The sequence below is a fragment of the Oceanobacillus sp. Castelsardo genome, from assembly GCF_001659985.1.
In the GTDB taxonomy this organism is placed as follows: Bacteria; Bacillota; Bacilli; order Bacillales; family Amphibacillaceae; genus Oceanobacillus.
The window spans coordinates 298331-314217 of sequence record NZ_LYCS01000003.1 but is presented as its reverse complement, the minus strand read 5'-3'; the positions used below and the strand labels follow the sequence as shown (position 1 = coordinate 314217).

General features: G+C 36.1%; 14 protein-coding genes. 11 read left to right on the top strand and 3 right to left on the bottom strand.

Features of this window, described 5'->3' with window-relative positions; genetic code table 11:
* The first annotated feature begins 11 nt into the window (after nucleotides 1-11).
* The 3 genes from A9178_RS08205 (at nucleotide 12) to A9178_RS08195 (ending at nucleotide 2803) form a co-directional block, all read left to right on the top strand.
* On the top strand, nucleotides 12-953 hold the full coding sequence (locus A9178_RS08205) for a hypothetical protein (protein ID WP_068674202.1): 942 nt from the start codon (nucleotides 12-14) through the stop codon (nucleotides 951-953).
* A gap of 232 nt (nucleotides 954-1185) precedes the next feature.
* Entirely contained in the window at nucleotides 1186-1803 is a 618-nt protein-coding gene (locus A9178_RS08200) for a DUF47 domain-containing protein (RefSeq protein ID WP_068674200.1), read from the top strand.
* A gap of 13 nt (nucleotides 1804-1816) precedes the next feature.
* The gene (locus A9178_RS08195) at nucleotides 1817-2803 is read left to right on the top strand and encodes an inorganic phosphate transporter (protein WP_068674199.1); all 987 of its coding nucleotides are present in this window, start codon (nucleotides 1817-1819) and stop codon (nucleotides 2801-2803) included.
* Nucleotides 2804-2847: 44 nt separating this feature from the next.
* On the opposite strand, the gene A9178_RS08190 is transcribed toward A9178_RS08195, so the two are convergent.
* Nucleotides 2848-4461 carry a glycoside hydrolase family 43 protein gene (locus A9178_RS08190; protein ID WP_068674197.1) on the bottom strand — a complete coding sequence of 538 codons (1614 nt, stop codon included), beginning with the start codon at nucleotides 4459-4461 and terminating at the stop codon, nucleotides 2848-2850.
* Nucleotides 4462-4590: 129 nt separating this feature from the next.
* Nucleotides 4591-5787 (bottom strand): ROK family transcriptional regulator, encoded by a 1197-nt coding sequence (locus A9178_RS08185; RefSeq protein WP_068674194.1) that lies wholly within the window; start codon nucleotides 5785-5787, stop codon nucleotides 4591-4593.
* A gap of 163 nt (nucleotides 5788-5950) precedes the next feature.
* Between A9178_RS08185 and A9178_RS08180 the strand changes: the two genes are divergently transcribed.
* The 3 genes from A9178_RS08180 (at nucleotide 5951) to A9178_RS08170 (ending at nucleotide 9091) form a co-directional block, all read left to right on the top strand.
* Nucleotides 5951-7258: an extracellular solute-binding protein gene (locus A9178_RS08180; RefSeq protein ID WP_068674192.1), complete on the top strand. Its 1308-nt coding sequence runs from the start codon at nucleotides 5951-5953 to the stop codon at nucleotides 7256-7258.
* 118 nt (nucleotides 7259-7376) lie between these two features.
* The gene (locus A9178_RS08175) at nucleotides 7377-8255 is read left to right on the top strand and encodes a carbohydrate ABC transporter permease (RefSeq protein WP_068674191.1); all 879 of its coding nucleotides are present in this window, start codon (nucleotides 7377-7379) and stop codon (nucleotides 8253-8255) included.
* A gap of 14 nt (nucleotides 8256-8269) precedes the next feature.
* The gene (locus tag A9178_RS08170; RefSeq protein ID WP_068674189.1) at nucleotides 8270-9091 is read left to right on the top strand and encodes a carbohydrate ABC transporter permease; all 822 of its coding nucleotides are present in this window, start codon (nucleotides 8270-8272) and stop codon (nucleotides 9089-9091) included.
* A gap of 42 nt (nucleotides 9092-9133) precedes the next feature.
* Here A9178_RS08170 and A9178_RS08165 read toward each other — a convergent pair whose 3' ends face one another.
* A complete protein-coding gene (locus tag A9178_RS08165; RefSeq protein ID WP_068674187.1) occupies nucleotides 9134-9751 on the bottom strand; it encodes a YesL family protein in 618 nt (205 codons plus the stop codon).
* Between the two features lie 165 nt (nucleotides 9752-9916).
* On the opposite strand from A9178_RS08165, the gene xylA reads away from it, so the two are divergent.
* The 5 genes from xylA to A9178_RS08140 all read left to right on the top strand — a co-directional run bounded on the left by xylA (nucleotide 9917) and on the right by A9178_RS08140 (nucleotide 15848).
* Entirely contained in the window at nucleotides 9917-11242 is a 1326-nt protein-coding gene (gene xylA / locus A9178_RS08160) for a xylose isomerase (RefSeq protein WP_068674185.1), read from the top strand.
* An 82-nt stretch (nucleotides 11243-11324) separates the two neighbouring features.
* Nucleotides 11325-12827 carry a xylulokinase gene (gene xylB / locus A9178_RS08155; protein ID WP_068674183.1) on the top strand — a complete coding sequence of 501 codons (1503 nt, stop codon included), beginning with the start codon at nucleotides 11325-11327 and terminating at the stop codon, nucleotides 12825-12827.
* Between the two features lie 103 nt (nucleotides 12828-12930).
* The gene (locus tag A9178_RS08150; RefSeq protein ID WP_068674181.1) at nucleotides 12931-13581 is read left to right on the top strand and encodes a ThuA domain-containing protein; all 651 of its coding nucleotides are present in this window, start codon (nucleotides 12931-12933) and stop codon (nucleotides 13579-13581) included.
* A 44-nt stretch (nucleotides 13582-13625) separates the two neighbouring features.
* Entirely contained in the window at nucleotides 13626-14705 is a 1080-nt protein-coding gene (locus A9178_RS08145) for a Gfo/Idh/MocA family protein (protein WP_197482164.1), read from the top strand.
* A 42-nt stretch (nucleotides 14706-14747) separates the two neighbouring features.
* Complete coding sequence (locus A9178_RS08140) at nucleotides 14748-15848, top strand: Gfo/Idh/MocA family protein (protein ID WP_082918141.1); 1101 nt, start codon at nucleotides 14748-14750, stop codon at nucleotides 15846-15848.
* Nucleotides 15849-15887: the final 39 nt, after the last annotated feature.

The window sequence follows — 15887 nt, the reverse complement described above, 5'->3', positions numbered from 1 at the left end:
GGGGATCCGATTTGAATAAGAAATGGTATGGAATCATTAGTTTATTCCTTTGTTTATTAGTGTTAGGTGCATGTGGCACAAGTGAAAATAAATCGAGTAGTAATGCGGATAATAAGGATAGTAAAGAGGTATCTGCTGAAGAAAAGAACGATAAGAAGGGGAAATCCCAAGATTTAGGGGATTTTGTAATTGAATTGGGTGGAAAAGTAATAGAACAGGACGGTAAATTTGTTATTGAAGGGCAAAGTAACCTCATACCAGGGTCAAGACTTGTAGGAGAATTGTATGTTTCCGAAGATGAAGTATTTGCGGATACGACAGAATTGGTTCAAGATGATGGAAGTTTTACGATGGAGCTAGAGCATCATCAATATGGGGAAGCTGAAATTGTTGTACGCTTTGACTTTGATAATGTTCAAGATGACCCAGTACTTAGACACTATGGCGATAAAGGCCAGAAATTAGAAGGGCCCATTATATATAAACATGAAGTCTTTGGCGATATTCTGAAAAAAGCTGAAGTAAGTGTTCATTATGATCCGAGTAATAAATCGGATTTAACCTTTGCAGTACCAGAGTGGAATGAACTTCCTGAGGACTATGGTGACCCACGTGTATGGATTGAGGTAGATGAAATTACCGAAGACAAGGAATTTTATTATTTGCAAGGTAGAAGTAATTTACTTGAGGGAGCCGAAATTAAAGGGTCATTTGGAAGCAATAGAGATACAGCGCAAATTAAGCCTGATGGTTCTTTTGAGTTGAAAATGGAGTATGAATACCTTGAAGATAAGGACTTTGTTATCGAATTCGATCCACTTTGGCAATGGAATGAAATAGAAGAAGCCTACGGTAGTAAAGGTCAAAAACTTGTAGGTGATTTAGTCAAAACGAATAAATACAACGATAACCAAACCGTTGAAAAAGTTATTCCTTGGAATGAAAACGAATAAGGGATTGAATTTTCCAGAGTATGGACCCTATATAATGGTTACAAAGTAAAAGGAAGATGATTTCTGTAATAAACAGGAGTCTTCTTCCTTTTATTTTTTTATATGGTAATGGTAATATTGTTAGGTAATTTCATTCAGATATATTTTACAATTCCTTTTTATTCATAATACCCAATTGATTGGGGAAGATAAATAAACATGAATTAGGGATGTAGACATTGGAGGATACAGCATGTTCAAAAGAGAACCTGATAAATTTCTACTTTACTTAGTAGACTTTGCTACACATCTAGACAAAACAGTAGAGTACTTTGTGGAGTACAAGGTAAAAGACGCTGAAACACTGAAGGAGTTTGCAGAAAAAATTAAAGAATACGAATCCATTGCAGATGATAAGGTACATACCATCATCAAGGATTTAAATGACACATTTATTACACCTATTGAGAGGGAAGATATTCTCCAATTAACAATGAATTTGGATGATATTGTTGATGGGATGGAGGAATTTACCGCTTATATGGAAATTTTCCAGATCCTATCCTCTAATGAATTTATGAATCGATTCACAGATTATATTCATAAGTGTTCGAAGGAAATAGTAACCTCCTTAGAATTATTAGCAAATGGACGATTGAAGGATTTGGAAAGCCATGCGATTCAGATTAAGGATTATGAGAGTAAATGTGACGGCTTGTATCATGACTCGTTGAAGGACCTTTTCCAAAATGAAAAGGACCCAATTAAGGTCATTCAATATAAAGAAATATATGATACGTTGGAGGATATTTCTGATTGTTGTCAGGATGTTGCAAGTACACTTCAAAGTATTATGATGAAAAACGCGTGATGAGGGATAACCAATGGAATTAGTTATCATATTAATTGTCATATTTGCATTAGTCTTTGATTTCATCAATGGTTTTCATGATACTGCTAACGCCATTGCAACATCTGTATCAACAAGGGCCTTATCGCCAAGAAAGGCAATTATACTTGCCGCAATCATGAACTTTGTTGGTGCGTTAACATTTACAGGTGTTGCACAGACGATTACAAGTGGAATTGCCGATCCATTTGAATTGGAAAATGGCCTAACTGTTATCCTGGGGGCTTTATTTGCTGCAATTGCTTGGAATTTAATCACTTGGTATTTTGGAATTCCGAGTAGTTCATCCCATGCGATTATTGGAGCAATAACTGGTGCTGTCATTGTTGCAGCCGGCCTTCAAGCTGTTCATTTCGGTGGTTTTTTATCCATTTTAGAAGGACTTCTTCTTTCACCGATTATTGCATTTGTTGTCGGTTACTTACTATACGCCATTATTAAAGTTCTTTTCAAAAATGCTAATCTTGCCAAGACAAACAAACGCTTCCGTAGAGTACAAATATTAACTGCAGCTGTTCAATCCTATGCCCATGGGACAAATGATGCTCAAAAGTCAATGGGGATTATTACGATGGCATTGATTGTCGGCGGTTTACACGATACGACAGATGTACCTTTCTGGGTTCAATTATCTTGTGCTACAGCAATGGCGCTCGGAACGTCAGTTGGTGGTTGGAGAATTATTAAAACGGTTGGTGGAAAGATTATGAAAATACGCCCAGTGAATGGGGTAGCGGCTGATTTGACGGGTGCTGCTGTAATCTTTGGGGCAACTTTAATTCATTTACCTGTAAGTACTACCCATGTTATTTCCTCAGCAATTCTAGGTGTGGGATCATCGCATCGTGTTAAAGGAGTTAACTGGGGAGTAGCGAAGCGGATGGTCATTACTTGGGTTATTACCCTCCCAATTTCAGCTATTTTAGGTGGACTATTCTGTTTTGTTTTAAATCTATTTTAATTAAAAATCCCTAAGCATACCGATATGCTTAGGGTATTTTTAACCTATTTTTCTTCAGGCTTGTAAACAAAATAATCAAAGTCTGCAGCCTTTCCTTCACCAGAAGTATCTTGACACTGCATCCCAACAAATGCGCCGGTGAAGAATCCACCGCCACGGATATAATCATCAGATAGTTTGTAGGAGTAGAATTCTACAGGGATCCTTTCCCAATTGTCACCGTCAAAGGAATACGAATATTGATAAATGTTCGTTTTCACATCGACGCGAAGGTAAACATATTCCACGTCCTTAGGTATCACAATTTCATTACCTTGAAGAGGTTGATTAAAGGTAAAGTTATCACATGTTGTTAGATCAAGTACTCTTCCCTTTTCTTCATTCCAAGTAATCTGAAGGGCAGTCCAGTTTTCTGTATTATAGTAATTGACGATCCCAGCAGCTTGCTGGAAGGATTCTGGTTTGAATGCTACTTTTGTTTCTGCTGTGAAGTTGAAGTGCTGCCAACGTCTTGCTACATGAGCTTGTGTAAATTTAGAAGTTAAAGATTCCCTACCATATAGTCGTAAGTGGCCTGGATTATCTTTTAATGAAACAATGTTCTCTCCTAAAGGAATTCGTAAGGTTTGGAAATTTAAATTTAGTTTATCCGAATCAAAATCATCTTTTTCATTGTAATCGGGTTCCCATTTTACTTCGTCAATAGTTGGACCTTCTATTTCTAGGGAAGGCTGGTTTCCACCAACGATATAAGGCCAAGCATTTTTCCACTCTAACCGTTGAATCGCAGTTTCGCGGCCAAGTGGGCAAAATCCGCGTGGGTCTAGTAAAGGTTGTCCTTCTTTTGGTAATGGACGGCCTGTTAAATGAACCAAGAACCATTCGTCTGTGTGTGTTTGTACAATAGACGCATGCCCTGCTTTTTGCAATGGATTTCTTGGATGTGCAAAAGATGAGATTAATGGGTTATCAGGATGTACTTCGTATGGCCCTAAAAGGTCTTTGGAACGTGCAATGGTTGCTTGGTGATCATACTTGGTGCCACCTTCTGCTGTTAACAGGTAATAATAGCCATTCAATTTGTACAGATGCGGTGCTTCCGTTAATTTTATGTCAGTACCTTTGAAAATAACTTCTTTTTTACCAACAAGCTTTTGCTTTTCTGCATCATATTCTTGCAGTACAATACCATAAAAATTATGATTGCCGATGCGATGATCCCAAAGCATATTTAGGAAATATTTTCTTCCATCATCATTGTGGAATAGAGAAGGGTCAAACCCAGAGCTATTTATGTGAATTGGTTCGGACCATTCACCATCAATTGTATCGCAAGTAACAAGGTAATTATGGCTATCTTTCCACTGTCCTTCCGTTACTTTAACATCTGTATAAATGAGCCAGAACTTACCATCACTATAGGAAAGCGCTGGAGCCCAAATACCACCAGAATCTGGGTTTCCCATCATATTTAATTGACTTAAACGGTTTAATGGTCTAGAAACTAAACGCCAGTTTTTTAAATCTTTAGAATGGTAGATTCCTACTCCTGGGAACCATTCAAATGTGGATACCGCAATATAATAATCTTCACCTGCACGACAAATGCTAGGATCTGGGTTAAACCCTGTTAAGATTGGATTTTGTATTGTTGACATGTACCTTCACCTCGGTCAATTTTTTAGTATTAAAGAAAACCCTTACTTAATGTGAAAAATAGAAGGTCTATTAGGTTTAAATAGACCAGAGACTACAATGCTATACTATCATGCTATTTATGAAGCAATTTAAATTACTGAAATGTCATCATTGTATATATTATGATATAAAAAGTCCTCAGCAGAAAAGGCTGCAACTCCTAATGCGGTTGAGTGAGTTAATAGGTTGGAAAAGTCTACTTTAAGATCTTTCTGGCTAAACCATAACGTTTGATTTTTAATCCAATCAATTAATGGTTTCCTTATCCATTTTTCGGCCTCTGCCATACGATTACCAATAATAACCTGTTCAGGGTTAAATATATTAATTATATTGTTAATACCTACACCTAAATATTTTCCGGTTTTTTCAAATAAGTGTATAGAGTCAGATTCTCCAGAATTAGCACGATCAATAATTGTTTCTAGGCTGAAATCTTCTGTATTTTGTAAGTCAGACCGTTTTGCATCTAGTAATAAAGATTTTTCCGAAGCATATAACTCCCAGCAACCTTGATTTCCACAGCTGCATTTTGTTCCATTCACTTCAATCGTCATATGGCCCAATTCTCCAGAAAAGCCATTATTTCCACTATACAGGTTTCCGTTTAAAATAAGGCCAACACCAATCCCAATACCAACACTTACATAGACAATATTATTATGGTTTTTTCCAACTCCAAATTTTTTCTCACCATACGCTCCAGCATTTGCTTCATTTTCTATTATGACAGGGATATTATACTTCTCTACTAGTACTGCTTTTAAATCTACATTTCTCCAATTTAGGTTGGGAGCAAGTAAGATTTTCTTGTAACTATCTACAACTCCAGGAACACCAATCCCAATTCCTACAATTCCATATGGGCTAGATGTGGTAGAAGAGATAAGGCTGTCAATGATTTTAAATAATTTATCAAGTATTTCTTCATACGTTAAGTTGTTAAATGATACTTTCTTCTCTGAACATATATTACCTTTTAAGTCAGTTAGTACGCCTAAAATATAATTAACACCTAAATCAATCCCAATGGAATAACCAGCTACTTGATTAAAAAGTAACATTACTGGTCTTCTACCACCACTAGATTTACCGGGTCCTGATTCGTATATTAATTGTTCCTCTAGTAACTCATTTACTAGAGAAGAGACCGTTCCTTTATTTAAGCCAGTGGAGCTAGCTATATCTGCTCTTGAGATAGGGGAGTTCTCTATTATTTTCTCTAGAACTAATGCTTTGTTTTCTTTTTTTACAACATGTTGATTCCACGTTTTTTTCTGCTTCATTGACTTTCAACTCTTTCTCCAGTTTTTAAATAGTATAGCATGACACTATCATAACATAAAAACAAACTTTGTTCATCCACTAGACAAACGATGTTCATTTTGCTATTATAAAAACAAGCTTATATAACATAAGCGAAAAATAATAACTTGGAGGGGGTTTATTATGAAATTAAAGAAAGCGATTACAATTATGGTGGTGTTTCTAGTTTCTGTAGTAATACTAGCTGCTTGTGGTGGAGACGACGAAGATAAAGAAAGTGAGTCTGCTTCAGGTGCTAAAACTGTGAAATTCATGCATTTATGGCCAGAAGGTAGTTCTGCTCAGCACCATAAAGTCGTAAATGAAATCATAGCAGATTTCGAGAAAGAGAATCCGGATATTAAGATAGACTTAGAAGTCCTAAGTAATGAGCAATACAAAGATAAAATAAAAGTTCTTTCTACATCTGATGAATTACCTGACGTTGGTATGACATGGGCAGCTGGATATATGGAACCATATGTAAAAGGTAATATGTATGCACCACTTGATGACATAGTTGAAAGCGATTTATCGGATAGCTTTGTATCAGGAACAACAGAAGCATTTTCTGTTGATGATACAACTTATGGGCTACCATTAGAGCTAAATATTTCTACCATTTTTTATAACAAAAAAATATTTGATGAGTATGGTTTAGAAGAACCACAAACATTAGATGAATTAAAAGAAATAGTCACTACATTAAATGAAAACGGTGTGAATCCAATTGCACTTGGTAATAGAGATGCATGGACAGGTTCCATGTGGTATATGTATTTAGCTAATAGACTTGGCGGAGACGAAGATGTATTGACAAAAGCAATTGAGCGTGAAGGATCTTTTGAGGACCCGGCATTAGTTCAAGCAGCTGATGAAGTTCAAAAATTAGTAAATGAAGATTCTTTTGTCCAAGGATTTAATGGTCTTGCTGATGAGGAAGCAAAAAGTATGTTTATGGGAGAACAAGCAGCAATGTACTTAATCGCAACTTGGGATCTTCCAAACTTTACAACAAACGAAGATATTCCACAAGAATTTAGAGACTCGGTAGGTTATTTCAAATTCCCATCTGTGGATGGAATGGGAGATACAAATAGCTATGTAGGTGGCCCTGGAGTAGGATTATTTGTTTCTGAAAATTCCGATGTCAAAGAAGAAGCAAAAGCATTTACTTCTTACTTTGTACAACAATGGGGAGAAAGAGCAGTAACAGATGTAGGAATTATTCCTGCTACAAAAGTTAATGTCGATTCTCTAGATCTTCCACAAATGTATGTAGATGTTTTGAATGATTTAAATTCAGCAACGAATATTACTTTATATGCTGACGTTCAAATGAGTGCTGATGTAGCCCAAGTACACTTAGATATGATTCAAGCACTATTTGGTGGCGAAATAACACCAGAAGAATTTGCGAAGACGCAAGAAGATGCACTTGCAGCAGAGTAATAAAACTCATAGATTAGATTTGTAATTCATTTAATTAATTGAAATAGAAAAGGACGTATCCTTATTAAATAATGGATAGTCCTTTTCCAATCTTAATAAAGTTATGGGGTTGTGTGATATGAATAAAGTAATGTCCAATAAATGGATAATCTTTCTATATACTTTTCCTGCCCTCCTTTTAATTGTAGTACTTATTGTTATTCCATTAATTCTATCCGGATATTTCGGATTAATGGACTGGGATGGAATAGGAGCGATGGAATTTATTGGTTTAAATAATTATATTGCTGCATTACAGGATTCAAAGTTTTGGGAAAGTACATTACATTCCTTTTTGTTAGCATTGTTTTCTGCAATTAGTTTAATAGGGTATTTAGCAGTTGCATTAATATTAGCTTCTAAAATTAAAGGCGCAAACCTTTTGAGAAAAATATATTTGATACCTATGCTTTTATCTTCTGTTGCTATTGCGCAACTATGGATTAAAATTTATAATCCTTCAAATGGTATGCTGAATAGCATTTTAATGTGGTTTGGCATTGATAATCCTCCAGCATGGTTAGCTGATCCAAGCATTGTACTTTATGCTATCTTTATTCCGATTATTTGGCAATATGCTGGATTTTATATCTTAATCTACTATGCTGCACTAAAGAATATTCCAGAATCATTAATTGAAGCAGCTAAAATTGATGGAGCAACACCACTGCAAATCGCATTAAAAATTAAAGTCCCTCTAATTATGAATGTATTTAAAGTGACCATTGTCTTATCTATAGTTGGATCTTTGAAGTACTTTGACCTAATTTATGTTATGACAAGTGGCGGACCAAATGGTGCAAGTGAAGTAATGGCATCCTATATGTATAAATTGGCATTCTCCAGTTATAATTTTGGCTATGGTAGTGCAATAGGGTTCTTATTACTGATCATAACTTTAATCGTTACAGTGATTATTCAGAAACTGACTGCTAGCAAAGATGAAATTCAATATTAAAGGTGGTTTAGATTATGCGTCGAATAGGATATATCTTACTTTATGTTTGTTTGAGTCTTGTTGCTTTATTTCAAATATTTCCGATCTTATGGTTATTCATGTTCTCTTTAAAAACAAATCAGGAAATCTTTGCGGGTAATCCATTCGCCTTTCCTACTGATCCAAAATGGGAGAATTACCTAAAGGTGTTTGATGGAGGTATTGGGACATATTTCTGGAATAGTATATGGATAACCGTTGTTGCAACAGTCCTAACGATTTTGGTTGCAAGTATGGCAACATTCGCAATCACTAGAATGAAATGGAAATTGAGTGGTTTAGTGCTAGGGTTAATTATGGTTGGACTCATGATTCCGATTCATTCTGCGTTGATTCCATTATATAACATGTTTTTAAATGCAAATTTAATTGATAATCCTTTATCCATTGTCATTACCTATGTTACGTATAACTTACCAATTACTGTCATGATCTTACTTGGGTTCTATACTACGATTCCACGTGAGATTGAAGAAGCTGCAATTATTGACGGAAGTTCGATTCATCGACTGTTTTTCCGAATTATTTTGCCAATATCGGCACCAATTATGTCTACAACAGTTATCATTAACATGATATACAACTGGAATGAGTTCGTATTTGTTAATACATTTATAAGCTCCGATAAATATAAAACGTTAACAGTGGGGATTCAAAACTTTATCGGACAGTATATGACTGACTGGGGAGCCATCGGGGCAACTTTAGTTATCAGTGTACTTCCTATCATCATTGCTTTCCTATTCTTTAGTGATAAGATTATGGAAGGTATTACAGCGAGTGCAGTGAAAGGTTAATAAAACACCTCACCATTTAAGTAATGAGGTGCAGATTACTTCCTAATTTTTTTGCTTTGCTTGTATTCTATCAAAGGCATATAAACAAAGCCATGTTGTAATAAAGGCAAAGGTTATACCCCCAAAAATGAAGAATAGGGCTGGAATTGCTCTCATGATAAAGTAAATAGAAACGAAGCAAATGACCATTAAAAAGGTGTAGAGCGGACTAATTAACATAATTAAAAAGGAATTTTTTATTAACTTTGGAACCTTAAGTTGAAAGTGCACAAAGGCTGGAAACAAATAAAAGATAAATAATAAGAAAATAAGCATAAATGCAAATAAAGGAATGTAGGTATATGATAATAGATCATTATTGTTAGATTTAATATAGAATAAATCTAACCCAATTAATATAATAATTAAATCTAACAATATTCCGAGTATGTTGCTCTTGGTGAAGTCCCTTTTAAAGTATTTCCAGAATGTATTGAATACAGGGGAGTCGGGATTGCCACGCAGCCAATCTCTGACAATGGCAAACATGGCTACGGTAGACGGGTAAAAACCAAAGATAACCCCACCAGCCAAGGTGAAAAGAATCCATAATAGATTCACAAACGCAAATTTCGTAATCCATTCTAATATGGTATAAATCGCTGAGTATGTGCTATTCATAATAGTTCCTCCTAATGTAGTTCCATGTAATAATGCTAAGTCTATCTAATAGTAATATTTAATAAGTATGTCAATTATACTTTAATTGAATACGTATACACAACTTTGTTTGTTCAATGAATGAACTTTGTAGTAAGATAATTAATGAATCGGAGGTAATGTAAAATGACTTACTTTAATTATATCAATAAAATTCAATATGAAGGACCAAAATCAACCAATCCATTTGCATTTAAATTTTATAATCCAGAAGAAAAAGTAGGCGAAAAGTCGATGGAAGAGATCCTTCGTTTTGGTGTTGCATACTGGCATACCTTTACAGAGGATTTATCAGATCCATTTGGTACAGGTACTGCCATCCGCCCATGGGATAAATATCAAGGTATGGATCGAGCTAAAGCTCGTGTGGAAGCAGCATTTGAATTTTTTGAAAAACTAAATGTACCGTATTTCTGCTTCCATGACGTGGACATCGCACCAGAAGGGGATAGTTTAAAAGAATCGAATGAAAATCTAGATGTTATCGTTGCTATGATGAAAGATTATATGCAAGACAGTAAAACCAAACTACTTTGGAATACAGTAAATAATTTCAGTCATCCACGTTTCGTGCATGGGGCAGGTTCATCCAGTAATGCCGATGTTTTCGCTTATGCAGCTGCGAAAGTGAAAAAAGGTTTAGAAGTTGGGAAAGAACTAGGTGCAGAAAATTATGTATTCTGGGGTGGACGTGAAGGATACGAAACCTTATTAAACACGGATATGAAATTAGAAATGGATAATCTTGGCCGCCTCTTCCATATGGCAAATGATTACGCGAAGGAAATTGGGTTTGATGCGCAATTCCTAATCGAACCAAAACCAAAAGAACCAACATCGCATCAATATGATTTTGATGTAGCGAGTGGCTACGCATTTCTACAAAATTATGGCCTAGAAGATGTCTTCAAATTTAATATTGAAGCAAACCATGCGACACTAGCTGGTCATACATTTGAACATGAATTACACTATGCACGTATTCATAATATGTTAGGCTCAGTAGATGCGAATCAAGGACATCCATTACTAGGATGGGATACAGATGAATTCCCAACTGATTTATATGCAACAACACTAGCCATGTATGAAATCTTGAAAAATGGTGGACTAGGACGTGGTGGCTTGAATTTTGATGCGAAGGTTCGCCGTGGATCCTTTACTCCAGAAGATTTATTCCATGCGCACATCGCAGGAATGGACAGTTTCGCAGTAGGATTAAAAGTGGCCCAACGTTTAATAGAAGATAGAGTACTAGAGAACGTAATAGAAGATCGTTATGCGAGTTACAAAGAAGGCGTTGGTCTTGACATAGTAGAAGGAAACACGGATTTCCACAAACTTGAAGAACATGCCCTAGGCTTAACTGAAATTAAAAACGAATCTGGTAAATTAGAACGCATCAAAGCTACGATTAATCAATATCTATTAACAACATTTGCTGGCGAATAATCGGTATTTTTAATAAAACAATTCACATACAGTAGAAATCCTGCTGTATGTGTTTCACTTTAAAACTTGAGGAGTGACTAACATGAAATATGTCATCGGAGTAGACTTAGGAACAAGTGCTGTAAAGATTTTATTAGTGAATCAACATGGAGAAGTAACGAACGAGATTTCTAAACCTTATCCATTATTTCAAGAAAAAATAGGTTATAGTGAACAGAATCCAAATGATTGGGTGGAACAGACCATTGTTGGTATTTCTGAACTATTAACATCATTTGATGGAAATCCTGAAGATATTGAAGGATTGAGCTTTTCTGGTCAAATGCACGGATTGGTTCTACTTGATGAAAACAAGGGAGTACTTCGCAATGCAATTCTTTGGAATGATACACGTACTACAAAAGAATGTGAAGAAATATATGAACGTGTTGGTAGAGAACGCTTGCTTCATATTACGAAAAATATTGCTTTAGAAGGATTTACTTTACCGAAAATTCTTTGGGTAAAAAATAATGAACCGGAAATCTTCCGTAAAACACAGTTCTTTGTGCTACCAAAGGATTATGTACGTTATCGATTAACGGGTCAGTTGCATATGGAATACTCAGACGCTGCTGGAACATTATTATTGGATGTAGCTGAGAAAGAGTGGAGTAAGGAAATCTGTGATATTTTAGACATCAATCCGGAAATTTGCCCACCGCTTATTGACTCTCATGATGAGGTAGGAACCATTACTGCAGAGATTGCAGAGTCAACAGGTTTAAGTATGGCAACACGTGTTTTTGCCGGTGGTGCAGATAACGCATGTGGTGCGATAGGATCTGGAATATTAGAAGAAGGAAAGACATTAGCTAGTACTGGAACTTCAGGTGTAGTTTTATCTTATGAAGAAGAAGGTGGTAAGGACTTTGGAGGAAAAGTACACTACTTTAATCATGCTGCATCTGATGTATTTTATACGATGGGAGTAACATTGGCTGCAGGATATAGTCTTTCTTGGTTTAAAGATACATTTGCAAAGGAAATAAGTTTCGATGAATTACTAGCGGATGTAGATACTGTTCCAGTAGGATCAAATGGATTACTCTTCACACCATATATTGTTGGGGAAAGAACTCCTCATGTAGATGCTAATATTCGTGGAAGCTTTATTGGAATGGATGCTTCTCATGAAAGAAAGCATTTTGCACGTGCGGTGTTAGAAGGGATCACTTTTTCATTAAATGAATCAGTAGAAATTTTCAGGGAGAATGGTAAAAACATTAATACGGTAATTTCTATCGGTGGAGGAGCAAAAAATGAATCTTGGCTACAAATGCAAGCAGATATTTTCAATGCTAACATCGTGAAAATGCAAAGTGAGCAAGGACCAGGAATGGGCGCAGCTATGCTAGCTGCATATGGTTGTGGATGGTTTGATTCGTTGAAAGATTGTGCCGATGAATTTTTGAAAGAAGATAAATTATATCAACCCATTCCAGAAAATGTGGAAAAGTATAAGGAATTATTTGCTATTTATAAAACAGTTTATAGTGAAACCAGTGAACTGAACCAGAGATTAATGGAATATCGGAAGCAATAGTAGAAAAGGCTATCTCAGAATGTAAGTAACATAAAAATAGGGATAGCCTATTTTTTCATATGATTTACTTTTAAGAAATCTATAATGAAGGAGATATTTTATTATGAAAAAGGCATTGATTTTCCAAGGGGGATGGGAAGGACATGAACCCAAAGATGTAGCTAAAATATTAGCAGATATCTTAAGGAAGGAAAATTTCGAAGTGAAAATCACAGATACTTTAATAACGCTAGAAGAAGATGATTTAAGCAATTATGATCTAATAGTTCCTAATTGGACACAAGGTACCATTATGAAAGAACAATTACAGGCACTTATGGATGCTGTAGCAAAGGGTACTGGTTTAGCTGGACTACATGGGGGAATGGGAGACTCTTTTCGTATGGAAACAGAATATCAATTTATGGTTGGGGGTCAGTGGGTTGCCCATCCAGGTAATGATGGTATGACTTATCAAGTGCATATTTTAGACCCTGATCACCCTCTCACAGAAGGAATGGAAGATTTTACTGTTGTTTCGGAACAATATTATATGCATGTAGACCCTGCAGTTAAGGTGCATGCCACAACTAGATTTCCAATTGCGGAGGGTCCACATCAAGTGAATGGTGAGGTAGATATGCCGGTAGTCTGGACAAAAAAATGGGGAAAAGGAAAGGTCTATTATTGTTCATTAGGACATATTGCAGAGATTGTTAGAATGCCAGAAGTTATCAAGTTAGTGCGGAAAGGATTCGTTTGGGCAAGCAGATAGAAAGTCATATTAAATAATGAAGCAAGATAGAATGGGATGATTTGATGGAAAAAGTAAAAGTGGGTATAGTAGGCTGCGGTAATATAAGTGAAGTTTACTTTAAAAATGCTAAGATGTTTGATTCCTTTGATATTATAGCATGTGCAGATTTGGATAGTAATCTAGCAAAACAAAGGGGAGAAGTGTTTGAAATTAACAAAGTCTATACGACAGAAGAGTTGTTAGCAGACAAAGAAATTGATCTTGTTATTAATCTTACTACACCTCGAGCCCATGCTAAGATTGATTTAGCTACGCTTGAAGCAGGGAAGCATGTCTACGGAGAAAAACCGTTAGCTGTTACCCGTGAAGAGGGAAAGATAATATTAGAAACTGCAAAAGCAAAGGGACTACTTGTTGGAAGTGCCCCTGACACGTTTTTAGGAGGTGGTATTCAAACTTGTAGAAAGTTAATTGATGATGGTTGGATTGGTGATCCTATTTCTGCAACCGCATTCATGATGAATCGTGGGCATGAAAACTGGCATCCAAACCCTAGCTTTTATTATCAAGAGGGTGGTGGACCAATGTTTGATATGGGTCCTTACTATCTTACTGCACTAATTTCGTTAATGGGCCCTATAAAACGAGTAACTGGATCAACTAAAGTAACTTTCCCCGAAAGAACCATAACAAGCAAACCAAAGTATGGGGGGAAAATTCAAGTAAATACGCCAACTCAAATCAATGGTGTACTAGATTTTGAAAGTGGAGCAATTGCATCTATTATTACAAGTTTTGATACATGGCATCACCATTTACCAAACATAGAGATATATGGTACAAAGGGAAGCTTAGTTGTGCCTGATCCAAATACATTTGGTGGACCAGTGTTTGTTAGACGACACAATCAATCCGATTGGTCTGAAATTCCTTTAACACATGGATTTACAGACAATAGTAGAGGTATTGGTGTTGCTGACATGGCTCAAGCCATTATAGAAGGAAGAAAGCCAAGGGCAAACGGGTATCTTGCTTTTCATGTATTAGATGTCATGCACGGTTTCCAGGATGCCTCAGATACAAACAAACATTATAAACCAATTAGTACATGTGAGCAACCCACCCCAATTCCACTTAGCTAATTTTAACAATATTATAGAAAGGGTCGGTGAAATGTATTGGGTATAAATCAAAACGAAATTCGAATCGGTATGGTTGGTTACCAATTTATGGGGAAAGCGCACAGCCATGCATATCGTGATTTACCGTTTTATTTTGATATGAAAGTAAAACCAGTACTGAAAGCTATCTCTGGTAGAAATGAAGTGGCTGTGAAGGAAGCGGCTGATAAAATGGGATGGGAATCTTATGAAATAGATTGGCGTCGTCTAATTGAACGTGAGGATATTGACGTTATAGATATTGTGACACCAAATCATACCCATGCTGAAATTGCAATCGCAGCTGTTGAGGCGGGAAAACACATCATTACGGAGAAACCACTAGCACTAACATTGGAAGAAGCACAACGAATGTATGACGCTGTTCAACAAAATAATGTAACCCACATGATATGTCATAACTATCGTTTTGCCCCTGCAGTTCAGTTTACTAAAAAACTGATTGAGGAAGGAAGATTAGGGAGGATCTATCACTTTCGGGCCGATTATTTACAAGATTTTATTATGGATCCACAATTCCCACTTGTCTGGCGCTTAAAGAAGGAAGTCTCTGGATCTGGAGCGCTAGGTGATATTGGTGCACATAGTATTGATTTAGCTCGTTATTTAGTTGGTGAGTTCAAAGAGGTGGTTTCCATGATGGAAACTTTCGTTAAAAAAAGACCGATTGGTGAAATGTCTGGTGGGCTTAGTGCTACATCTGATGATACTAGTTCATTGGGGGAAGTAACTGTTGATGATGCGGTAGCATTTTTAGCTAGATTTGAAAATGGAGCCATGGGGACTTTTGAAGCAACCCGATTCGCTGGTGGTAACCGAAATAAAAATAAATTTGAAATTAATGGAGAAAAAGGTTCCGTTCGTTGGGATATGGAAAATATGAATAATCTTGAGGTTTATTTTGGTGATGATGAACCAGGATTACAAGGGTTTCGTCTAATTAATTGTACGGAGGAAATTCATCCATATACAGGTGCTTATTGGCCAGCTGGACATATTATTGGTTATGAACATACATTTATTCATCTATTATATGAGTTTTTAAATGGGATTGCTGAAGATTACCAACCAGCACCAAATTTTGAAGACGGTTTAAAAAATTAAAAGATATTATTGGCTGTTGAAAAGTCAGCTGAGGCGAGA